The organism is Faucicola osloensis, from assembly GCF_020041925.1.
Taxonomy (GTDB): Bacteria; Pseudomonadota; Gammaproteobacteria; order Pseudomonadales; family Moraxellaceae; genus Faucicola; species Faucicola osloensis_D.
Window position 1 is genome coordinate 1,596,757 of the sequence record NZ_CP083409.1, and the last position, 22,115, is coordinate 1,618,871.

Below are 22,115 nucleotides of genomic sequence, written 5' to 3' on the forward strand. Positions count from 1 at the left end.
CATCCCTTTTTTTATTTAAATCATACTATGACATGGATGGGGTTAAAATCACGTCTGCCGCCACTGGCAAAGTTTGTGGAAAGTCTTTGTTGTAATGCAGTCCACGCGATTCATGGCGAAGTAGCGCCGAGCGTACAATCAGCTCAGAGACTAGCAGCAAATTACGCAATTCAATCAGATTTTTACTGACCACAAAGTTGGCGTAGTAATCATTTACTTCTTGTTTTAACAACAAAATGCGGTTAAGTGCGCGATGCAGGCGTTTATCCGAGCGCACAATACCAACGTAGTGCCACATGCTTTGCCGCAGCTCATCCCAGTTTTGCAGCACGATGACTTCTTCGTCAGGGTCGGTCACATCTTGGCTGTCCCAGTCAGGGATAGTAGGAATAGGGGGAACGCGATTTTCTGCAAATGCAGCGGCAATATGCCGCGCTGCACTCATCCCATACACAAAACATTCTAACAGCGAGTTACTCGCCATACGATTGGCGCCATGCAGACCCGTAAAGGACGTTTCGCCCATGGCATATAGATTGAACACGTCGGTTTGGGCGTTTTCATTGACCATCACTCCACCACACGTGTAGTGAGCGGCGGGTACCACGGGGATTTTATCTTGAGTCATGTCAATGCCCAGCTCTAGTAGCCGCTCATATAGCATAGGGAAATGACCTTTAATAAAGGCTGGTTCTTGATGCGTAATATCTAACCAAACATGACGTATTCCCAAACGCTTCATCTCAAAATCGATGGCGCGAGCCACGATATCACGCGGCGCCAGCTCACCCCGTTCATCGAAACGAAGCATAAAGCGCTCACCTTCTGGATGTTCTTTGGTTGCTGGCAGGCGCAGGTAGGCACCTTCACCGCGCATGGCTTCGGTGATTAAAAACGAGCGCGCTTCTGGATGATAGAGACAAGTAGGATGAAACTGATTAAATTCCAAATTCGCAACGCGGCAACCTGCCCGCCATGCCATCGCGATACCATCCCCTGTAGCAATATCTGGGTTGGAGGTATACAAATACGCTTTTGATGCCCCGCCGCAGGCTAAGGCGATAAAGGGCGCGGTAAAGGTCAGCACTTGATTGGTATTCAAGTCAAGGGCGTACAGCCCCACGGCACGATTAGGCTCGCTAATCGAACTATAGTTGTGTTTGCTAAGTTTATGGGTGGTGATGACATCAATGGCAGCGACATACTCAAACAGTTTGACATTCGGACATTGTTTGACACGTTTAGCTAACGAGGTAGAAATGGCCACCCCAGTGGCATCTGCCGCATGGATGATACGACGTTTGCTATGACCGCCTTCACGGGTCAGGTGCAAGGTTTCGTTTTCATCCAAGGTAAATTTGACACCTTGTTTGAGCAAAAACTCCACCGCTTCTCGGCTATGCTCCACTGTAAAACGTACCGCATCTTCATGACAAAGACCTGCCCCTGCAATCAAGGTATCATCGACATGCTCATCAACCGAATCATCATCCGATAGTACCGCTGCCACACCGCCTTGGGCATAAAAAGTGCTGGCTTCAGTGAGCTTGTCTTTTGCCAAAACAGCAATCGATAGATGGCTTGGCAAGGATAAAGCTAACGATAAACCTGCACCGCCACTGCCGACAATCACCACATCAAACGCGTGGCGATGGTTACCCTGTGCTTGCGGCTGGAGAGTTTCTTTGATAGGGGAGTTTGACACATTAACGCTTGCTGTCATAACGCTGACGTCCTTCAAATTAATGAGTTAAAGAGCCAAAAAATCTAAGCAAGCGCTGAGAAAATTGGGTCACCGTGCTACATTTAAAAGGCTATTTTAAAAGCTATGGTTAAAAGGCTAGGTTTAAAAAGCTAGGTTTAAAAAGTTATGTGAAAATAAAACTATCATATCAGCTTTTATAAATGATGGCGGATTTTTTCTATGGGTTGTTTAAGTAGCAATCCCATCCAAATTGCCAATGTTGGCGGTTAAACAGGGTACGACATACGCAAATGCGCTCGTCTTTATTTTGCCATCGCTACCAGACAACGCGATCAAAACGCAAAGTTAGGCATTTTTGGATGAGTTAAATACAAAAAACTCGCCTAGCTGTTCATCCATTTTTTGCGATATGATGACAGTTTAAATTGTCATATCCATGATTGCCATTTATAATGGGCGCTTTTTTTTATACGTATTTGTCATGCAAATAATTGATTATTCAGTAAATTTAGGTAACGCTTTATATGGGTGGTAGCACGATTGGCAGTTGGTTAGGTCATCTTGGCGCGCTCATTGCCGTTTTGGTAATCCTATGGTCGTGCCTAAAAACCGTGCAACTCAAAGCGCGAACAGATAATCTGCAGATTCTACTACAACTGGTCAGTTTCTACGCGCGCTATTGGTTTGTTTGGTTGTTGCTGTGGGCAAACGTGCAACTGCTGTATGACAACCAAGCCATCTACTGGCTGCTTATCGCGTTATCGTTGTTGTATATCTATATGAGCTGGGTTGAGCCCAATCGGCTGCGCGTTTCACGCTTTTCAATTAATTTGACCGTATCTGCGACTTATCAAGCTGCGACCTATCAGCCCGCGACCGATATTTCACTGGCTGCAGCAGCATCACAACCTATCAAACGACAACCTATCAAAAGACAAGCTGCAAAAATTGCGGTGCTGAGTGATATCCATGTGGGTATATTTTCTAACCCCCATCAGTTAGCGCGTTTGGTGAAATGCCTTAATCGCTTAGATGTTGATGCGGTGCTGATTTTGGGTGATTGGTTATATCAAGCGACAACTTTGGATGCCCAACTAAGCCCATTTAAAACGCTGAACAAGCCTTGCTATACCGTCCTTAGCGATGCTGATACCCAGCAGGTTATCGATGATGCGCAAAATAGCGAATCTGCTAGCAGCACGTCATTGATCAATATCTTGCCAACGTTTGGTATTCAATTATTGCCTGAGCAAGGCTTGCATATTGCCGGGATAAAAATTATAGGTATTCATAATGGCAGTACAATGGATTTACCGCGCGTGATTGAACAGCAGCACAGCGCGGGGCAGCCATTAGTCATTGCCACCCATGATATCAAGCAGTTAGAAGCCAATCCGCGAACGTTAAGTGACGCCAACAACGATACTTTGGTGATTGCGGGACAAACCCATGGGGGTCAGGTCAATATACCTATACTGACACCGCTGATGGTCAGAGCATTGACAGGTAATAAACTGGCGGCAGGGTTACGCAGACCAGATACAGCCAAACAATCCGACACTTATCCCAAAGCATTCAATGAGGATGACAAACCCAGCAAACGCTACCAAGTATGGGTGAATACTGGGATTGGCATGACAGGGTTACCGTTTCGTTTTAATTGCCCCCCTACCATTGATGTGCTAACCATCCAGGTTCAAACGAGTGATGCTTAACCCATACTATTTGCCACTGTAAACCAGCGACTATAAACTAGTTGCTGCCTTATTATCGGGTTGAGTGGGGTCTATAACCTGATTGGCTACAGCGGCGGAGAAACTTGCGTTTGCTATCAAAGCGCTTAAACTTCGTCCCAAATGTATGCTACACTAGACAAAAATTTTCAAAAAATTGTCGCAGCTGTTACATATTCTACTTAAGGTTTTATCCAAGGTATTGTTATGACCCCCATTTTAGATAAACTACAAGGCTCTATGGTCGCGTTGATTACACCTATGCATAGCAATGGTGACGTCGATTGGCAATCATTGGCAAATCTCATTGATTGGCAAATCGAGCAAGGTACGGACGTACTGGTATCGGTCGGTACGACGGGTGAATCCGCAACCTTATCGATGCAAGAGCATGTGGACGTCATAGAATTTACCATGAAGCAAGTGGGTGGTCGTATTCTCGTCATCGCGGGTACAGGCGCTAACAATACAGTTGAAGCCATTGAGCTGACCCAGCACGCCAAACAGGCGGGCGCTGATGCCGTGCTGTTGGTTGTGCCTTACTACAATAAACCGACCCAAGAAGGGCTATACTTACACTATAAAGCCATTGCTGAAGCCGTAGACATTCCCCAAGTGCTATATAACGTACCCGGGCGCACTGTTGTTGATATGCAGCAAGCCACTGTCGAACGCCTAGCGGACATCGACAATATCATCGCAATTAAAGATGCGACAGGTGACGTGGCGCGTGGTGCCAAACTGATTGAAGCAGTAAAAGGTCGTATGAGCGTATTTTCAGGAGATGATGAAAGCGCGCTTGCGCTGATGCGTCATGGGGCAAAAGGCAATATTTCAGTGACCGCCAATGTCGCGCCAAAAATCATGAGCCAAATTTTTGGCTTGGCACTCAAAGGTGAGTTTGAACAAGCCGAAGCATTAAACCAAAAAATAGCCCATTTACACCAAGATTTATTTATCGAGTCAAGTCCCATTCCTGCAAAATATGCCTTATACAAAATGGGTCATATTGAGCAAGGTATCCGTTTACCATTAACTTGGCTTACCCCAGAACACCAACAAGTGATGGATGAAGCACTTGCCAAAGCAGGTTTATTATGAAAAAAACACTCAGCGCTAACTATAATCGATTCAACGCCCAGCTAGCCCTAGCGATTATTGCCTCTGCTAGCATTGCTATGACAGGCTGTACTACTTTTAAACGTAAAGTTGGCGACAATTCTTTGGACTATACCAAAACCAAAAAACTTGAACCCATCCAATTACCGGCAGATGCACAAACGCTACCTTTTACCCCAGTTTATGCCGTGCCGCAATCGGGTGAAAATACGTTAAAAATCACAAAAGAAGGCAGTAAGCGTTTTGAGCTACCGCGTCCAATTAGTACCGTAAAATAGAGAGTGGTTGATAGCATTCATGATAGTTGGCAGCTTGTGCTGCTAACCGCGTATCAGCCAATCAATGCAACTGTCATAAATTAGCTACACTGAGCCAACCTTAGCCAATCTTAAACAGCCATTTGGGAATTACCATGCAAAAACTCGATTTACTTTATAAAGGCAAAGCAAAATCAGTCTTCGAAACTGACAATCCAGATTATCTGATTTTAGAATTTCGTGATGATACCTCTGCGTTTAACGGCGAGCGTATCGAACAGTTAGCGCGTAAAGGCAAAGTCAATAACCGCTTTAACGCCTTTATCATGCAAAAACTCAGCGAAGCCGGCATCGAAACCCATTTTGAACAGCAATTATCGGATGAAGAAGTGCTGGTCAAACGCCTAACAATGATTCCCGTCGAGTGTGTGGTACGTAACTATGCGGCAGGCAGCCTAGTACGTCGTTTAGGTCTACAAGAAGGTCAACCCTTAAACCCACCCACCTTTGAATTATTCTATAAAGATGACGGTCTGGGCGACCCGATGGTGAATGATTCGTTAGCGGTATCACTCGGCTGGGCAACGCAAGCACAACTGGATGAAATGAAAGCCTTAACCTTTAAAGTCAATGACGTGTTATCAAAAATGTTTGATGAGGGTGGTTTGATGCTGGTGGATTTCAAACTAGAATTTGGGGTATTTAAAGACCGTATCGTACTGGGCGATGAGTTCTCGCCAGATGGTTGCCGCGTCTGGGACAAACAAACCAAGAAAAAACTGGATAAAGACCGTTTCCGTCAAAGCCTAGGTGATGTGGTTGAAGGTTATGAAGAAGTTGCCCAGCGTATTGGCGTGTCTTTGGTTGATGAGTCAGGTCGATAAATCGGACGCATTCATCAAGCTAGCTAATCGCTACAGCGAATATAATTAAGTCCAATTAAATTTGGATGGCGTGTGAAATAGATAAACATCTAAAACTGGGGCTTGCTCCAGTTTTGTGTTTTTAGCAGATTATTTAAGTTTAAGTTTAAGTTTAAGTTTAAGTTTTTAGCCTTCAATATCATTAAAAAAAGAGTCTCTCACTTGGATAACCCTATCACTCACCAATATATCAAGCACCCGCTCACCACCTTAACCCAATTCAATCGCAATCCCAGACCTTGGCATATGCCGTTGTTTGTGGCATTTGCGATTAGTTTTCCAGTGATAGTCGGCGCGTATCTGGGTGATTTGCGCATGGGTCTACTCGCATCACTCGGTGCGATGGTGATTTTAAACTTACCCTATACTGGGTCTTTATTGTCTCGCATGACCACGGTATTGGCGTGTAGTTTTGGGATGGTCGCGTGTTTTGCCGTTGGCTTGGTCGCCCACAACGTGCCCATCTTGACAATTCCCCTGATATTTTTTGTGACCTTTTGGTGTACGCTGTTTAGCCGTTATTATAAGTTACCACCGCCTGCTGGGCTGTTTATCATCATGGCTTCAGCGATTGCGCTGTTTATGCCCGCAACCGTGTCACAAATCCCACAGCTGATTGGCGTGGTGGCATTAGGCGCGTTGTTTGCGGGGATGGTGGCGTGTTTTTATGCGTTACTGCTGCTTTATAATAAGCCTGTCTTGCCGCTAAAGGCACCGATGCCCGTGCGAGAGATTTTGGGTGATACTTTTATTGTATCGGCGTTTATCGCTTTATCATTGCTGCTGGCGCTGTGGCTAGAGATGCCTAAGCCCTATTGGGTGCCGATGAGCTGTTATGTCATCATGCAAGGGATGAATTTTCAAAGCATATGGATCAAGCAGATACATCGGATTGTGGGTACCGCGATTGGTATGCTGCTAGCTTGGCTACTGCTATCAGTGCATTTGAGCGATATGGGTGTGGCGCTAGGCATTTTTGGTATGATGTTTTGTATTGAAACTTTTGTGGTACGCCATTATGGGGTGGCGGTTATTTTTATCACCCCACTGACCATCTTTTTGGCAGAGTACAGCGCGGTGCAGCCTACCGCAATCAGTGAGATTATCGTCACGCGGTTTTGGGATACCGTGCTCGGCTGTCTCATGGGTGTGCTAGGCGGTATTGTCATTTTATCACCGATAGTGAGGCAAAAATTACAAGTCAGCGTCGATAAAATCGTGGCGAAATTGCCAATTTAGCTTTTTTATCCAAAAAAACAAAAAAGCCACTCGATAATCTGGGTGGCTTTTTTATAATCTTTAAAATTCATCTTTAAAACTAATCGTTAAAACTAACCGCTCAATCCCAAAACAGTCATCACCCCATCGAGTCCTGCGACGGTTACCGCATAGTCTGCTTGGTCGCGCACAATCGGTTTGGCGCGATAGGCAATACCGATATCGGCTAGCCCTAGCATTGGCAAGTCATTAGCGCCATCGCCGACAGCAACAGTCTCTGACAGCTTAATGCCTAGACGCTGTGCCACGGCTTGCAAAATTTCGGCTTTACGCTTGCCATCGACAATCGCTGAGGTGATTTCACCTGTCACTAGATTATCGACGATATCTAGGTCATTGGCATAACTTTCATCCATCCCTAAGCTGTTTTTCACGTATTCGGCAAAATAGTTAAAGCCGCCTGAGACCAATACCACATAGTAACCATGATTTTTCAGTGCGCTAATCAAGCGTTTTGCCCCGGGACTAAAGGTAATGTGATTGGCAATAATGTCTTCGAGCACCTCACTTGATAACCCTTTAAGTAAAGCCACACGGCGAGTAAAGCTTTCAGCAAAATCAATTTCCCCACGCATGGCAGATTCGGTGATCGTATCGACTTGCTCACCAATCCCGGCTTTTTTTGCCAATTCTACAATCACTTCTTGCTCAATCAACGTTGAATCCATATCAAACAACGCCAGTTTATGCGGGCGCACCAATGTCGCAAGAGGCATGACATTGATATCTACGTGATAGAGATTGTTGGCGGCGATTTGTTTGATCCGTTGCGGTAAGTCGCTGATATCGCTATCTGATTCCAGCGTCACAATCCAGCGAATCGTTGTCACAGGACTGGTTTGCTCAGCTTGGGCGAGTGTGTCATTGGCTTGCCAATCAATCTCATTGACTAAGGTGTCTTGATGTAAGAGGCGAATGGCAGGATGAAGGCTTGCAAGGGTTTGGCTAATTTGGCTCAATAGCCCCAATTCAAACTTGGCAGCGCTTAGGGTAATCGCGTAACTATGGGGAAAATGCTGATTAAGTTGATACAAAAAATTCGTCGTCATGGTAGTTTACCCCTTGTATGCCAAAAAAATAAACATGATAATGTAGCATTTAATCGCTCCTAAAGAAAGTTTAATCTACCCATGAATCATCTAGCCCCCCGTCAAGGCAAATTCGCTATTGTACTACTTATTAGTTTTTGTTTACATTTTTTGATGCTGACTTTTAGTAGTGAAAAATCCCAATACGAGCAGCGTACCCAAAAGGGTGAAAAAATTGTTGAACAGTTAGCCAAAGAAGCCATGGTGGGAATCACCAGCCAAGATAGAATTAGCCTGAGCGTCTTGGCAAACCGCTACCAAGTTGATCAAGAAGTCGCCAAAATTGTCATCAGTGACCAAAACAACCAGCCGCTGGTGCAAACGGGACAAGCGCAAAACGAAGTGGGGCAGGTGATTGACAAACCCATTATCCAAAACAACCAAGTTCTCGGTCATGCCACCATCACCATGAAAGCGGTCTCCAAAGGCGAGATTGTCAGTAGTCAATGGTTGTTTGTATTAGGGTCAGCAATTTTGCATGGGTTTTTATGGCTGATTTATGGCTACATGGCGCGCCCAACGCAGGAACAGCTTGCGCAATTGGGTGAAAAAGTCCAGCAGCATATCGCGCTTGCCCGTGGTAGCCTAGCATCCACGAGCCCTGTATTGACAACCGATGGTGAATTGCAGTTAGACGAAGACACCTTATACAATAAAGCAGGGGATAGCAGCGCGACCGCGCAACCTGCCGCCACTGGCAAAACCATCAATGATTTTTTAAATCGAGAAAAATCAAAATCCGTTAAAGATGACCCACAAGCCCAGCCTACAGCGACTGACAATCTGGCTCAAGAAACGACAGTAGACAGCCAAAAACAACCCGAAATCGAATTACAAATTCATTTTTACGACCAGTATCATCTGCTAAAACGGGTGGCACCTGAAGTTGCAAAACCGTATTTTCAATTGTGTAATCAGCTATTGATGCGCGCATCAAACAGTTTATTTAACTCGTCAAACAATGTGTTAAATCGCTATATCAAAGACGTGTATATCAAAGACAACTCGCATTTTAATGCCAACGGCGCGGTCGTTCATCTAGCAGGTAAAGCCGAGCAATTGCCACTGGCAGCGGTGTTATTGTCAAAATTGTTGATTATCCTCAACCAAGTGGTATACGAAAAACACCGTGAGCTATCGCGTTTTGCTTTGCCATTAACCATCGGTACCAGTATCAGTCATCAATTCGATGACGTACAAAAACTGATGGCAAACCACGCCAAAGAAGATGGTTTATTACTCCTATATCCACTGGATTTACTTAAAACGTTAGATGGCAAAGTGCAGTTTAAAAACCTGCAACATCCGACCACTATCACAGAGCGTGAGATGGTTTGGTACAACGGTTTATCAGAAACCTTGATGACCGAACTCATTGCCAAACGCGATGAAATTTTGACCGCCACAGAAAAATAAACGAATCATGGCTATTTTTTCTTTCGCCACTTGACTTGACTGACAAAACCCATTATAAGGCTTTATGAAATTGCAAATTTATCGAATCGACCAGCGAAAGGAGCAATAAATGGCTGATCCAGATATTGATGATAGCTTTGAAGATGACAGTTTTGATGATGACGATGACGCGCGACTCGTGGATGACGACGCATCGGGTCGAAGTCGGGCAAGTAGTCTTGAAAAACGTCGTTTGATTGATAATTTATTGGAAGAAAAGCGTCTAGAGCGCTCACTTAAAGACAGTTTTGATGACGATCTTGATGACTTAGACGATGACGACGATTTTGACGATGATGAGTTGTAAGTCAAGCAAAAGGTTAATACACTAGGTATTAACCTTTCTTTTTCCAATCCGCTTTTTTGATAGCATACTAGGATAACCACCATGGATTTTGATGATTTAATCGATTTTTTAGACAGTGATGACAATGAATTTGGGCTATCGAGCATCGCTACACACGGTTTTTTAACCGCCTCTATTGTCGGCAAACCTTTACACAATTGGCAAACCTATCTTTTTGAAGGGCATGAAAAACAAGTCAAGCCAGAGGTGCTAGCAGCCATTGAACAGTGGCGTGATGAGCTGCAAGCCATGCTGCAAGATGAGCGTGAAATTGAGCTGCCTTTTGATGTCGACGAAACTGACTATCTCGATATTGAAAACTCAGAAATTAGCGAATGGTCAGTGGGCTTTGTTGATGCCATGTATGCCAGCGATGACGAAGAAGATGATTGGTTTGATGATGACGACAGCGAAGAAGATGTGGCAATGCTGACGTTACCGATGATTTTGTTTAGTGGCATCGATGAAGACCAACCTGATATGCAAGAGTTACTCAAAGACCCAGAAACCATGAGCCAAATGGCAGGGGCCGTAGAAAAAAACATCGTTGAGTTGTTTTTGTTATTTCATACCAATGACTAAATTGGGTTGTAACAAGCTAAGGGCGTATTAAATACGCCCTTTTTATCTACCGCATTATTTTTGCTCTAGTTGTGGTACGTCTGAGCCGTGGGCATTGGATAACAAACCTGATTGGCTATATAACGCCAATTTAGCCCGGGTATCTGAAATATCTAGATTGCGCATAGTAAGCTGACCGATACGGTCCATTGGCGTGAACGCCGCATCTTCCACTTTTTCCATTGATAGACGTTCTGGTTGGTAGGTCAAGTTGTCGGATTTAGTATTTAAGATGGTATAGTCATTACCGCGGCGTAGCTCGATGGTGACTTCACCCGTGATAGCTTTGGCGACCCAGCGCTGTGCGGTTTCACGAAGCATCAAGGCTTGTGAGTCAAACCAGCGACCTTGGTACAACAAGCGACCTAGGCGTAAGCCATTAATACGGTACTGCTCGATGGTGTCTTCGTTATGAATACCAGTGACCAAACGCTCATAGGCAATGTGCAACAGCGCCATGGCAGGGGCTTCATAGATACCCCGTGATTTGGCTTCGATGATACGGTTCTCAATTTGGTCACTCATCCCAAGACCATGACGACCGCCGATTTCGTTGGCTTTTAAAATCAAATCCACTGGGCTATCAAAGGTTTCGTCATTGATTGCCACGGGCATGCCTTGTTCAAAGCGTACCGTTACCGTTTCTTTGTCGATTTTGACATTTTCATCCCAAAATGCCACACCCATAATCGGCTCAACGATGTGCATGCTGGCATCCAAAAACTCCAAATCTTTGGCTTCATGCGTTGCACCGAGCATATTTGAGTCGGTTGAGTAGGCTTTTTCTTTGGACATTTTGTAGTCAAAGCCATTGTCGATTAAGAACTGTGACATCTCGCTACGACCGCCCAATTCATCAATGAAGGTTTGGTCAAGCCACGGTTTATAGATTTTAAGGGCAGGGTTGGTGAGTAAACCATAACGGTAAAAACGCTCAATATCATTGCCTTTATAAGTTGAGCCATCACCCCAAATATTGACATCATCTTCTTTCATGGCAGTGACTAGCATGGTGCCTGTGACCGCACGACCCAGTGGCGTGGTGTTGAAGTAGGGCATACCGCCGGTGCTGACATGAAATGCACCACATTGAATTGCAGCAATACCTTCAAGCGCCAATTGCAAACGGCAATCAATTAAACGTGCTTTAACCGCACCGTATTGGTCGGCTTTTTTGGGAATGGCGTTGTAATCGTCTTCGTCAGGTTGACCTAAGTTCGCGGTATAAGCGTATGGCAGCGCGCCTTTTTGCTTCATCCAAAGTAGCGCAGCTGAGGTATCAAGTCCGCCTGAAAACGCGATACCGACTTTTTGCCCGACGGGGACAGATTGTAAAATGGTGGCGTTATTGGTGGCATTGTTTGTGGTATCGTGGCTCATAACCTTTCCTATCAAGTCATCAAAAAATAATCTGTAAAATCAACCTATCGAATTATTGTAACATTTTTGTCAACGCGTTTTTCGCCATTTTTTGACAATTACCCATAATTTGTCACAATAAAAAAGCCAATCATTTGATTGGCTTTATCGGCTAAATAGCGGTTATTGGTACAAAACTTCGACGATTTCGTATTCGACTTCACCGCTTGGGGTTTGGATTTTGGCTTCATCCCCTTCTGATTTGCCAATCAGACCGCGCGCGATGGGCGAGTTAATCGAGATTTTATTGGCTTTAAAATCCGCTTCGTCATCACCCACAATTTTATAGCGTTTTTGCTCTTCCGTATCGAGATTTTCAATCACTACCGTGACGCCAAACACCACGCGACCTTCTTGCGGTAGTTTGAGCGGATCAATGACTTCAGCCCCGCCCAGTTTGGCTTCAATATCGCGAATACGGGCTTCACAAAATCCTTGCTGCTCACGGGCAGCATGGTACTCGGCATTTTCTTTTAAATCGCCATGTTCGCGTGCTTCGGCAATCGCCGCGGTAATACGTGGACGGTCAACGGTTTTGAGCTGTTTGAGCTCTTCTTCTAAAGCCGCGTGACCTTGAGGCGTCATTGGATAACGTTGCATAGGGGATTCCTTTTGTCACAAATAGGGATTCAAACGGCAAGATTGCCAAAGTAACAAGTCACAAAAAATGGTCATCAACACTCGTGATTGACCATTATCTATTTTATATAGATGAAAAAAACCATGCTAGACAGGGCTGCTGCCTAACAAGGTTCTAGTAAAAAATTTGCTGTGCTGCATCAATCACCACAATAACCGTATTTTACTTGATAACGGCTTGTGATGCAAAGCATTCACTCAATTGACTGTATGAACCCTCACATTACCAAACTGAGCTGATGGTAACACCCACAGCTTTATTTTCATACCAAGGTAAAATAGTGGCATTGTCAAACGGTTGTGTCATCACCAAACCACTGACGACACCCAGCGCGCAGCCAGCAACCACATCACGGGTATGGTGCTTGTCGGCATCCACACGTGACCAGCCCACATAGGCGGCAGGAACCATTGCCATCGAGCCATAGCGCCAGCCATAGCGTTGACCGATGAAAGTCGCGCCCGCGCAAGAATCACTAGCATGCCCTGACGGAAACGAGTAATCCTCGCCATTGGGACGTTCGCCCCACGCGGTGTCATTGGTGGCGTATTTGAGCGCATAGGTAGCTGCCAAATTGGTTGCCATGGTTTTGCCTAGTTGATAGACGCCTTCTTGGTCATGTTTGGCAAGTGCCATGCCTAAGCCTGCTACCGGGATAGCAATATGCAATATATCGCCCGCTTTTTCGCTATCGCTTTTGGCATATACCGTTGTCGTCGGCGCTAATACAGCAGCGAGCAGTATGACGTTAAAGGTCTTAGAAGGTCGTCTCATGGCATTTACACCCTGATTGTGGTTAGTGGTCAAAACATTGATAAACGTGGCTGTACTTAGGGCAAACCTAGTGTACACCCTAAACCTTAGGATTATCTTAGCCCATAAAAAAATACTGACAGCGGTGGCTATCAGTATTTTAGACTAGCGGTGGTTATCCCTGTGTCTGTGTATGTAGCGCTTGGAGCTTATACACATCAAATGGCAGTTGAACTTTATACGCTTGGGTAACTGCTGCCGCGGCATTTAAGGTAGTCACATTAAATACTTTATGCTGTAAGGCTGAGCGGCGAATCGAGAACGAGTCTTCATGCGCTTGTTTGCCTTCAGTGGTATTGACCACAATCGCGATTTCACCGTTTTTGATGGCATCGACGATATGTGGGCGACCCTCGGTGACTTTGTTGATGCGCTCACAGGGGATACCGGCTTCAGTTAAGATTTTTTGTGTACCTGAGGTTGCCACAAGTTTAAAGCCATAGTCGGCAAATTGTTTTGCCACTGGTACTAGATTGGCTTTGTCGCTTTCACGCACTGATAAGAACACTTTTTTAACTTCATTCTCCACTGGCAAACCGGGCAATCTATCGTTACTGCCGATGATGGCTTTGTAGTAAGCCTCACCAAAGGTCTGACCCACACCCATGACTTCACCCGTTGATTTCATCTCAGGGCTTAAAATAGGGTCGACGCCTGGGAATTTGGCAAAAGGGAAGACCGCTTCTTTGACCGCAAAAAATGTTGGAATCACCTCAGTGGTAAAGTTTTGTTCCACTAACGTTGTGCCCGCCATACAACGCGCAGCGACTTGTGCAAGTGAAGTACCGATGCATTTTGATACGAAAGGCACCGTACGTGAGGCACGTGGATTGACTTCAAGAATATAAACCACACCATCTTTGACCGCGTATTGGACGTTCATCAAGCCCACCACACCCAGCTCTTTTGCCATCGCCACGGTTTGTTCGCGCATCACATCACAAATTTCTTGGCTGAGTGAATACGGAGGGATTGAACACGCTGAATCGCCTGAATGCACGCCCGCTTGTTCGATGTGCTGCATGATACCGCCAATCACCACATTGGTGCCGTCAGAGATACAATCCACGTCCACTTCAATCGCATCATCCAAGAAGCGGTCAAGTAATACAGGGGCTTCATTAGACGCTTGTACGGCTTCACGCAAATAACGACGCAGTTCGTTTTCGTTGTAGACGATTTCCATGGCGCGACCGCCCAACACGTAAGAGGGACGGACAACTAGGGGATAGCCCACTTGCGTCGCTTTGACGATACCGTCTTCAGTACTGGTCGCCAAGGCATTGGGTGGCTGAGTAAAGCCCAATTGCTGAATCATGTGTTGGAAACGTTCACGGTCTTCTGCACGGTCAATCGCATCTGGGCTGGTACCGATGATATGCACACCCGCAGCTTCTAGTGCGCGCGCTAATTTTAATGGCGTTTGTCCACCGTACTGCACAATCACGCCTTCGGGTTTTTCGATGCGCACGATTTCAAGCACATCTTCTAACGTAATAGGCTCAAAGTACAGACGGTCAGAGGTGTCATAGTCAGTTGAAACCGTTTCAGGGTTACAGTTGACCATGATGGTCTCATAACCATCTTCACGCATTGCCAAGGCGGCGTGCACACAGCAATAGTCAAATTCAATACCTTGACCAATGCGGTTGGGACCGCCGCCGATAACCATGATTTTTTTATTGTTGGTTGGATTGGCTTCACATTCGTCATCATAGCTTGAATACATATAAGCGGTTGACGTCGAAAACTCCGCGGCACAGGTATCCACGCGTTTGTACACAGGATACACGCCCAAATCCCAACGTTTCTTACGCAGTTGTTTTTGTGAAATACCCAAGAGCGTTGCCAAGCGTAAATCTGATAACCCTTTACGTTTGAATTGACGCAAGTTGTCACTGTTCAAACCGCCAAAGCCAGTTTCTTTGACCAATTTTTCCGTTTTGACGATGTCTTCAATTTGCACTAAAAACCAAGGGTCAATGCGAGTAAACTCAAACACCTCATCCATGCTCATGCCAAAACGGAAGGCATCAGCAATGTAGAAAATACGGTCGGGTGTAGGGGTTTTTAATTTAACTTTTAAGGTACTGCGAATGGTATCGTCGTCTTGATTGAAATCAAGATACTCATCAAAACCATTCACCCCAATCTCAAGACCGCGTAACGCTTTTTGCATCGACTCTTGGAAGTTACGACCAATCGCCATCACTTCACCCACCGATTTCATTTGGGTAGATAAGGTGCTATCAGCTTGGGGAAATTTTTCAAAGTTAAAGCGCGGTACTTTAGTCACCACATAGTCAATGGCGGGCTCAAAGCTGGCTGGGGTCAAGCCGCCGGTAATATCATTGCTGAGTTCATCGAGGGTGTAACCGACGGCAAGTTTTGCCGCGATTTTGGCAATTGGGAAACCCGTGGCTTTAGATGCCAAGGCAGATGAACGGCTAACACGTGGGTTCATCTCGATGACCACCATGCGACCTGTTTTTGGGTCAATACCAAATTGTACGTTTGAACCACCGGTCTCGACGCCAATCTCACGCAGCACCGCCAATGACGCATTACGCATGATTTGGTATTCTTTATCCGTCAAAGTCTGAGCAGGTGCTACAGTGATAGAGTCGCCTGTATGCACACCCATAGGGTCAAAGTTTTCAATCGAACAGACGATGATACAGTTGTCTTTTTTGTCACGGACAACTTCCATCTCGTACTCTTTCCAACCGATTAGGCTTTCATCAATCAATAGTTGGTGAGTGGGCGATAAGTCAAAACCACGCTCACAAATTTCGACAAATTCGTCACGGTTGTAAGCGATGCCGCCACCCGAACCCCCCATAGTAAACGACGGGCGAATGATGCAGGGAAAGCCGACTTTGGCTTGAATAGCGAAGGCTTGTTCCATGGTTTCGGCTACTTCGGCGCGTGGGCACTCTAAGCCGATTTTTTTCATCGCTTTATCAAATAAATTGCGGTCTTCGGCTTTTTCGATGGCGTCTTTGGTCGCGCCAATTAGCTCACAGCCATATTTTTCCAGTACGCCATATTTGTCCAAGTCTAACGCACAGTTGAGCGCGGTTTGTCCGCCCATGGTTGGCAAGATGGCATCAGGGCGTTCTTTATCAATGATACGCTCTACCGTTTGCCAGGTAATGGGCTCGATGTAGGTGGCATCTGCCATGACAGGGTCAGTCATGATGGTGGCGGGGTTTGAGTTAACCAGAATGACGCGGTAGCCTTCTTCACGTAAGGCTTTACAGGCTTGTGCGCCTGAATAGTCAAATTCACAGGCTTGTCCGATGACGATAGGACCTGCGCCAATGATAAGAATGGATTTGATGTCGGTACGTTTTGGCATTGCTTTACACCCTTTTTAACTGCATTACGTAAAATTTAAAATAAGAAACTGAGTACTAACTGATGTTCTAAAACCCTAATTTTAAAAAAAGCGCGATTAACGCACTTTTTATTATAAATAAAACTCACCTTTGCCCACTTCGATGACATTGCCACCCACATAAATGTTTTGCTCGTTATCGACGTTGAGCGTCAAGCGGTTGGGTCTGCCCATGTCATCGCCTTGGTGAATGGCTTTGCTTATCGGATAGTGGTTTTGGTTAATAAAATACGCCCCCAAATTGGCACATGCCGAACCTGTGCCGCTATCTTCTACCAAGCTATTATTTTGCTCAAAAAACATCCGCGAATGGATAGCCTCACCATCATCAAACCAATAATAAATAGATGGCTCTTCGGTGGTTTTAAAGGGATTATCAATGTTCAACTCACGAAGTTTTGCCATGTCAATTTGCACATTAGCTAGCGCTTGGCGATTGGTTAATTCAACCAAGATTTGCTGTGTGCCGCTATTGATAAAATAAGCATGACCTACAAAATCGTCCGTATTTATACCGCTTAACGCTGCCAAACTAGCCTTATCAGCATTAATTTGCTTAGCCTGATAACCCTGAATTTTGATTTGTATACGGCTATTACTGGTAAAAATTTCTACTGCCTTGGCTTGTGTATTAACCACAAATTGACTGGGCAAGTCATTAAGACTTTTTAAAATAAATCCCGAGCCAAGCGTTGGATGTCCTGCCAGTGGCATTTCATAATTTGGGGTAAAAATACGTAAATTGGCGACGGCTTTTGTACCATGTAAATCAGTTGGAGCAAAGATAAACACCGTTTCACTCAAGTTAAACTGCTGAGCAATCGACTGCATTTGCTCATCATTTAGCCCATCGGCATGGGGAAATACGGCAAGCGGATTACCACCAAAATGGGTTTCGGCAAAGACATTAACCAGGTGAAAAGGGTATTGTTGCATTTACGCTTTCGCCTTTGCCATCATAGCTGCGAATTTATCAAATAATGGCGCACAGTCATGGGGTCCTGGGCTTGCCTCTGGATGTCCTTGAAAACTAAACGCAGGCTTATCGGTCAGCTCAATGCCTTGATTTGACCCATCAAACAACGAGCGATGCGTCACTTTAATATTGCTAGGAAGCGTACTTTCATCCACGGCAAAACCGTGGTTTTGTGAGGTAATCATCACCGTACCTTGCTCGATATCTTGCACAGGGTGGTTGGCACCATGGTGACCAAATTTCATCTTCAAGGTTTGCGCGCCGCTAGCGAGTGCCAATAGCTGATGACCTAGACAAATCCCAAACAGCGGAATATCAGTCTCGGTGATGATGTGTTTAATCGCCTCAATGGCGTAAGTACAAGGTTCAGGGTCGCCAGGGCCATTGGACAAGAAAATGCCGTCTGGGTTGTGTTTGAGTACTTCGCTGATAGGCGTTTGGGCAGGCACAACGGTGACATGACAGCCGCGGTCAACGAGCATACGCAAGATGTTGGTTTTGACGCCAAAGTCATACGCCACGATGTTAAATTTTTGCTCGATGTCAGTGCCCAATTCTTTAAAGCGACCACAAGTTGGGCTCACTTCTGGACTCACCAATTGCCATGAGCCTTGCGTCCAAGTAAAACCCGCTGGGTCACAGCAGACTTTCGCCAAATCCATGCCTTTGATACCGGCAAAGCTTTTGGCAAGTTCGATTGCTTTGGCTTCATCGAGCTGACCGTCGCTATCGGCGGTCATGATACAACCGTTTTGTGCGCCTTTTTCACGTAGTAGGCGAGTAAGTTTGCGGGTGTCGATATCAGCGATGGCAACGGTGTTATGGTTAATCAGATACTCATGGAGTGATTGGCTTGAGCGAAAGTTACTGGTTACCATGGTCAAATCACGGATAATCAGTCCATTTGCCCACACTTTATGAATGCGACCTGACTCTGTGTCTTCATCGTTGGTGCCAGTGTTACCGATATGCGGGTAGGTTAACGTGACGATTTGCTGGGCGTAGCTTGGGTCGGTCAAGATTTCTTGATAACCTGTCATCGCGGTATTAAACACGACTTCACCAACGGTGTGTCCGCTAGCACCGATGCTGCGACCATAAAAAACCGTACCATCTGCCAATGCCAAAATTGCTTTTGCGTAATTCGTGTTCACCTAATGCCTCCGCTCGTATCCTGTGTTCTACCCATGTGTGCGACGGTTACTATGCCTAGTCAATGCAACTGTAAAAAGTATCGCCCACAAAAAAGCGAGAAGACATTGATTTTAAAGAAAATAGCTAACTGGTTTTAATGTATTACCAGTCTGTGCCATTAACTTTATCATGCCAACTCGCTAAGGTTTGATTTTGCCTATTTTAACAGAACCTCACAAAAAAAGGTAGCCAAAATTTTTGTCGAAATACAGTCTAAAAAGTACGTAAACTTGGTTGAAACAAACCGACCACAAACCAAATCGTTTCAACAATCCAGATGATCAGTACATATAAGCGGATTTGCTCGACTGTCCAATCTAGCGAAAACCAGCCAATTAGCCACCACGATTGCCAACCTTCTAGCCATTTTGCGCCATTTTCCAGCAGCACCCAACCATAAAATATACTGCTAAGCAAAAACAGCAACAACCACTGCAGTACTGTCATTTTGCTTATTCCTTTAACATTTGCTTTATGGATTTTACCCAATTGCTGCCACAAAGCGCGTAAGGATTTGTGCTAAACTGGTAAAAAATTCTGATAAGGTGCGCTTTAACCGCCCTTTAAAAAAGAGAACAAGCATGAATATTCTTACCTCCCAAACTGTGGTGATTATCGGCGGCGGCAATGTCGGTTTATCCTTTGCTTTACTGCTTGCCGACAAAGGCATCTCAAGTACGTTACTAGAAAAAGCCAACTATCCGACCATCAGCCCTGATGATGACTTAGACCGCGCGCAATTTGACAGCCGTAACATTGCGCTGTCACGCCGTACGGTGCAAATTTATCGTGGTATCACCTTTAATGGCAAAGCGCTATGGGATGATTTACAAAGCCATGCCTGCCGAATCGATGAAGTTAGTATCAGTGAAGAAGGTAGTTTTGGTAAAGCCACCCTCAACAAAGAAGCCGAAGGGGTGGAAAGTTTTGGACAAGTGATGGAAAACGCATGGCTTGGCAAAAAATTACTGCTCGCCGTGCAAAACAATCCGCTGATAACCCTGCTAGACGGTGCCACTTTGACCGATATACAACAGATGGCAACCGATGTCACCATTCGCTTTGACCAAGACCACCAAGCTTGCCAAACCTTAACAGCTGATTTATTGGTAGCTTGTGATGGTCAGCATTCGCCAAGCCGGCAACTACTGGGCATTGGCGCAACTGCACACGATTATCACCAAGTCGGTGTCGTGGGCGTGGTCATGACTGACAAACCGCACCATCATCAAGCGATTGAACGCTTTAATAAAATGGGCGCAGTTGCTGTGTTGCCTTTGGTTGATGCGTTTGATATCGGTAAAGGGGATGGACAACAAGCCCAGCAAGGCTACCGCCGCTCTGTGGTATGGGTGTGCCCAAAAGGCGAAGAACAGCGCTATCTGGACGACGACCAATACTTTCTTGACACTATTCAACGAGCCTTTGGCAGCTTAGCAGGCAGGTTTGTCAAAGCGGGTAAACGCGGCGCGTATCCACTGGTGAAAATATTGGCAGATAGCCAAGTCAAAGGTCGCTGCGTCATCATGGGCAATGCCGCCCACACCTTGCACCCTGTAGCAGGACAAGGCTTTAACTTATGTATGCGCGATGCTGATACGCTCGCCAAAATGCTAGCACAGCAAGTGATGCGCGGCGAAGATATTGGCGATAGTCGCATGCTACAAACTTATGCCAAACGCCGTAAAGCTGACCAAAAACGGGTAGAAATTTTCTGCGATACGGTGGTGTATGGTTTTATGCACCAAAATCCCTTGCTCAAAATCGCGCGTAATGTCGGACTCATTGCCTTTGATAAAGTGCCATTTGTGAAGCCAGCTGTGGCTACCTTTGCGATGGGGCTGAAATCATGAAAAACACTACATTAATCATCGGCGGTGGTGTTGTTGGCGCGACATTGGCGTTAAAGCTTGCCCAAGCGCGCCATCCTGTCATCTTGATTGACGCCCGTCCACACCTCACTCAAGCCGACTGGGAGCAAAAACTCACCGAGCGTGATGCTCGTGTCTATGCCCTAAGCGTTGCCAGTATCAACCTACTCAAAGAGGTCGGTGCATGGCAGCGTATCGAACAAAGCAAACGCAAAGCCGACTATACCCAAATGCAGGTATGGCAAACCAATGGCGTGGGCGAGCTAAATTTTGGTGATGCTCAAACACCGCAATTATTGGGTAGTATGGTTGAGCCCTTTATCATCGAAAAAGCGCTGTATGACGGTTTTGACGATGAGCGGCTTGTCCATCAGGGTCAATCCTATTTGCACCATATTGCAGGGCATAAGGTCACTGATATTGCTTGGCAAGGTGAAGATTTGGGATATCAAGTTAGCTTAGATAATGGCACCACGCATCAAGGTAAGCTATTAATCGGGGCTGACGGGCGCGGTTCTATGGTACGCCAAGCGGCAGGGATTGGTTTAGATACTTTGGCGTATCAGCAAACGGCAATCTGCTGCGCCATCAAAACCGAGCAGCCACACAAGGTGACAGCCAGACAAGTGTTTTTGCCGACAGGGCCTTTGGCACTTTTACCGTTGGCAGATGTGACGGCTGACGATCGGGCGAACCCGCAACATTGGCAATCGGTAGTATGGACATTGCCGACCAATGCTGCACTTGATTTACTCACGCTGACGCCAAAAGAGCTTGCCAAAGAACTCGCCTTTGCCAGTGGCTATGCCTTAGGGGATATCACTGAGATTGAATCAATCGCCAGCTTCCCACTGGGTGCCCAACATGCCAAAAATTATGTCAAAGCCAACTTGGCGTTGGTTGGCGATGCCGCACATGGGGTGCATCCTTTAGCGGGACAAGGTTTAAACTTGGGTATGCTCGATATCATTGCCTTGAGCGATATTTTGCAAAAAGATTATCAGCGGTCAGGCAACAAGCTATGGGCAAGTTTTGCCACCTTACAGCGTTATGAGCGTCAACGCTACGCTAATAACGCGATGATGATGCACAGTTTTTCTGGGATTAATTGGATTTTTGGTACACAGTTGCGTCCGATTCAGCAGCTACGCAGTGAAGGCGTGAGCATGGTTAGCAAAATCAAACCCTTGATGAAATTTTTTACCCAAAAAGCCAGTGGCATCTAAAAATTTTTAACAGCAAAAAAAATCCTCGATAAGTTATCGAGGATTTTTAAG

General features: G+C 45.6%; 19 protein-coding genes. 10 read left to right on the forward strand and 9 right to left on the reverse strand.

Annotation, left to right across the window (positions count from 1 at the left end):
- Positions 1-25: 25 nt before the first annotated feature.
- The gene (nadB, locus tag LAJ61_RS07070) at positions 26-1,723 is read right to left on the reverse strand and encodes an L-aspartate oxidase (RefSeq protein ID WP_224053351.1); all 1,698 of its coding nucleotides are present in this window, start codon (positions 1,721-1,723) and stop codon (positions 26-28) included.
- 506 nt (positions 1,724-2,229) lie between these two features.
- Between nadB and LAJ61_RS07075 the strand changes: the two genes are divergently transcribed.
- The 5 genes from LAJ61_RS07075 (at position 2,230) to LAJ61_RS07095 (ending at position 6,976) form a co-directional block, all read left to right on the forward strand.
- Complete coding sequence (locus LAJ61_RS07075; RefSeq protein ID WP_224053352.1) at positions 2,230-3,420, forward strand: metallophosphoesterase; 1,191 nt, start codon at positions 2,230-2,232, stop codon at positions 3,418-3,420.
- A 225-nt stretch (positions 3,421-3,645) separates the two neighbouring features.
- A complete protein-coding gene (gene dapA, locus LAJ61_RS07080) occupies positions 3,646-4,539 on the forward strand; it encodes a 4-hydroxy-tetrahydrodipicolinate synthase (protein ID WP_224053353.1) in 894 nt (297 codons plus the stop codon).
- The gene (locus LAJ61_RS07085) at positions 4,536-4,835 is read left to right on the forward strand and encodes a hypothetical protein (protein ID WP_224053354.1); all 300 of its coding nucleotides are present in this window, start codon (positions 4,536-4,538) and stop codon (positions 4,833-4,835) included. The genes dapA and LAJ61_RS07085 overlap by 4 nt, the downstream gene beginning before the upstream one ends.
- Before the next feature lie 134 nt (positions 4,836-4,969).
- Complete coding sequence (gene purC / locus LAJ61_RS07090; protein WP_224053355.1) at positions 4,970-5,698, forward strand: phosphoribosylaminoimidazolesuccinocarboxamide synthase; 729 nt, start codon at positions 4,970-4,972, stop codon at positions 5,696-5,698.
- A gap of 201 nt (positions 5,699-5,899) precedes the next feature.
- Positions 5,900-6,976 carry an FUSC family protein gene (locus LAJ61_RS07095; RefSeq protein ID WP_224053356.1) on the forward strand — a complete coding sequence of 359 codons (1,077 nt, stop codon included), beginning with the start codon at positions 5,900-5,902 and terminating at the stop codon, positions 6,974-6,976.
- A 92-nt stretch (positions 6,977-7,068) separates the two neighbouring features.
- Here the strand turns inward: LAJ61_RS07095 and serB are convergent, their stop codons facing one another.
- Positions 7,069-8,064: a phosphoserine phosphatase SerB gene (gene serB / locus LAJ61_RS07100; protein WP_224053357.1), complete on the reverse strand. Its 996-nt coding sequence runs from the start codon at positions 8,062-8,064 to the stop codon at positions 7,069-7,071.
- A gap of 81 nt (positions 8,065-8,145) precedes the next feature.
- On the opposite strand from serB, the gene LAJ61_RS07105 reads away from it, so the two are divergent.
- The 3 genes from LAJ61_RS07105 to LAJ61_RS07115 all read left to right on the forward strand — a co-directional run bounded on the left by LAJ61_RS07105 (position 8,146) and on the right by LAJ61_RS07115 (position 10,486).
- Complete coding sequence (locus LAJ61_RS07105; protein ID WP_224053358.1) at positions 8,146-9,519, forward strand: hypothetical protein; 1,374 nt, start codon at positions 8,146-8,148, stop codon at positions 9,517-9,519.
- Positions 9,520-9,628: 109 nt separating this feature from the next.
- Complete coding sequence (locus tag LAJ61_RS07110) at positions 9,629-9,865, forward strand: PA3496 family putative envelope integrity protein (protein WP_060995306.1); 237 nt, start codon at positions 9,629-9,631, stop codon at positions 9,863-9,865.
- 81 nt (positions 9,866-9,946) lie between these two features.
- Positions 9,947-10,486, forward strand: a complete 540-nt coding sequence (locus LAJ61_RS07115; protein WP_224053359.1) for a UPF0149 family protein — start codon at positions 9,947-9,949, stop codon at positions 10,484-10,486.
- Between the two features lie 54 nt (positions 10,487-10,540).
- On the opposite strand, the gene argG is transcribed toward LAJ61_RS07115, so the two are convergent.
- From argG to LAJ61_RS07150, 7 genes are all read right to left on the reverse strand, one after another.
- Positions 10,541-11,905, reverse strand: a complete 1,365-nt coding sequence (gene argG / locus LAJ61_RS07120; RefSeq protein ID WP_036594535.1) for an argininosuccinate synthase — start codon at positions 11,903-11,905, stop codon at positions 10,541-10,543.
- A 162-nt stretch (positions 11,906-12,067) separates the two neighbouring features.
- Positions 12,068-12,544 (reverse strand): transcription elongation factor GreA, encoded by a 477-nt coding sequence (gene greA, locus LAJ61_RS07125; protein ID WP_007116148.1) that lies wholly within the window; start codon positions 12,542-12,544, stop codon positions 12,068-12,070.
- Between the two features lie 262 nt (positions 12,545-12,806).
- Positions 12,807-13,358 carry a phosphatase PAP2 family protein gene (locus LAJ61_RS07130; RefSeq protein WP_224053360.1) on the reverse strand — a complete coding sequence of 184 codons (552 nt, stop codon included), beginning with the start codon at positions 13,356-13,358 and terminating at the stop codon, positions 12,807-12,809.
- A gap of 154 nt (positions 13,359-13,512) precedes the next feature.
- A complete protein-coding gene (carB, locus tag LAJ61_RS07135) occupies positions 13,513-16,758 on the reverse strand; it encodes a carbamoyl-phosphate synthase large subunit (protein ID WP_224053361.1) in 3,246 nt (1,081 codons plus the stop codon).
- Positions 16,759-16,869: 111 nt separating this feature from the next.
- The gene (locus tag LAJ61_RS07140) at positions 16,870-17,733 is read right to left on the reverse strand and encodes a PhzF family phenazine biosynthesis protein (RefSeq protein ID WP_224053362.1); all 864 of its coding nucleotides are present in this window, start codon (positions 17,731-17,733) and stop codon (positions 16,870-16,872) included.
- On the reverse strand, positions 17,734-18,927 hold the full coding sequence (gene carA, locus LAJ61_RS07145) for a glutamine-hydrolyzing carbamoyl-phosphate synthase small subunit (protein ID WP_224053363.1): 1,194 nt from the start codon (positions 18,925-18,927) through the stop codon (positions 17,734-17,736).
- Between the two features lie 253 nt (positions 18,928-19,180).
- A complete protein-coding gene (locus tag LAJ61_RS07150) occupies positions 19,181-19,414 on the reverse strand; it encodes a hypothetical protein (RefSeq protein WP_224053364.1) in 234 nt (77 codons plus the stop codon).
- A gap of 134 nt (positions 19,415-19,548) precedes the next feature.
- On the opposite strand from LAJ61_RS07150, the gene LAJ61_RS07155 reads away from it, so the two are divergent.
- Together LAJ61_RS07155 and LAJ61_RS07160 are read left to right on the forward strand one after the other, a co-directional pair.
- A complete protein-coding gene (locus tag LAJ61_RS07155; RefSeq protein ID WP_224053365.1) occupies positions 19,549-20,820 on the forward strand; it encodes an FAD-dependent monooxygenase in 1,272 nt (423 codons plus the stop codon).
- Positions 20,817-22,064, forward strand: a complete 1,248-nt coding sequence (locus tag LAJ61_RS07160) for an FAD-dependent monooxygenase (protein ID WP_224053366.1) — start codon at positions 20,817-20,819, stop codon at positions 22,062-22,064. Before LAJ61_RS07155 ends, LAJ61_RS07160 begins: the two co-directional genes overlap by 4 nt.
- Positions 22,065-22,115 lie beyond the last annotated feature (51 nt).

Coding starts and splice junctions, on each gene's coding strand:
- LAJ61_RS07155 (WP_224053365.1), top strand. CDS start 19,549: ATGAATATTCTTACCTCCCAAACTGTGGTGATTATCGGCGGCGGCAAT.
- dapA (WP_224053353.1), top strand. CDS start 3,646: ATGACCCCCATTTTAGATAAACTACAAGGCTCTATGGTCGCGTTGATT.
- LAJ61_RS07105 (WP_224053358.1), top strand. CDS start 8,146: ATGAATCATCTAGCCCCCCGTCAAGGCAAATTCGCTATTGTACTACTT.
- LAJ61_RS07140 (WP_224053362.1), bottom strand. CDS start 17,733: ATGCAACAATACCCTTTTCACCTGGTTAATGTCTTTGCCGAAACCCAT.
- serB (WP_224053357.1), bottom strand. CDS start 8,064: ATGACGACGAATTTTTTGTATCAACTTAATCAGCATTTTCCCCATAGT.
- LAJ61_RS07085 (WP_224053354.1), top strand. CDS start 4,536: ATGAAAAAAACACTCAGCGCTAACTATAATCGATTCAACGCCCAGCTA.
- greA (WP_007116148.1), bottom strand. CDS start 12,544: ATGCAACGTTATCCAATGACGCCTCAAGGTCACGCGGCTTTAGAAGAA.
- LAJ61_RS07075 (WP_224053352.1), top strand. CDS start 2,230: ATGGGTGGTAGCACGATTGGCAGTTGGTTAGGTCATCTTGGCGCGCTC.
- carB (WP_224053361.1), bottom strand. CDS start 16,758: ATGCCAAAACGTACCGACATCAAATCCATTCTTATCATTGGCGCAGGT.
- LAJ61_RS07115 (WP_224053359.1), top strand. CDS start 9,947: ATGGATTTTGATGATTTAATCGATTTTTTAGACAGTGATGACAATGAA.
- purC (WP_224053355.1), top strand. CDS start 4,970: ATGCAAAAACTCGATTTACTTTATAAAGGCAAAGCAAAATCAGTCTTC.
- argG (WP_036594535.1), bottom strand. CDS start 11,905: ATGAGCCACGATACCACAAACAATGCCACCAATAACGCCACCATTTTA.
- LAJ61_RS07110 (WP_060995306.1), top strand. CDS start 9,629: ATGGCTGATCCAGATATTGATGATAGCTTTGAAGATGACAGTTTTGAT.
- LAJ61_RS07160 (WP_224053366.1), top strand. CDS start 20,817: ATGAAAAACACTACATTAATCATCGGCGGTGGTGTTGTTGGCGCGACA.
- LAJ61_RS07150 (WP_224053364.1), bottom strand. CDS start 19,414: ATGACAGTACTGCAGTGGTTGTTGCTGTTTTTGCTTAGCAGTATATTT.
- nadB (WP_224053351.1), bottom strand. CDS start 1,723: ATGACAGCAAGCGTTAATGTGTCAAACTCCCCTATCAAAGAAACTCTC.
- LAJ61_RS07130 (WP_224053360.1), bottom strand. CDS start 13,358: ATGAGACGACCTTCTAAGACCTTTAACGTCATACTGCTCGCTGCTGTA.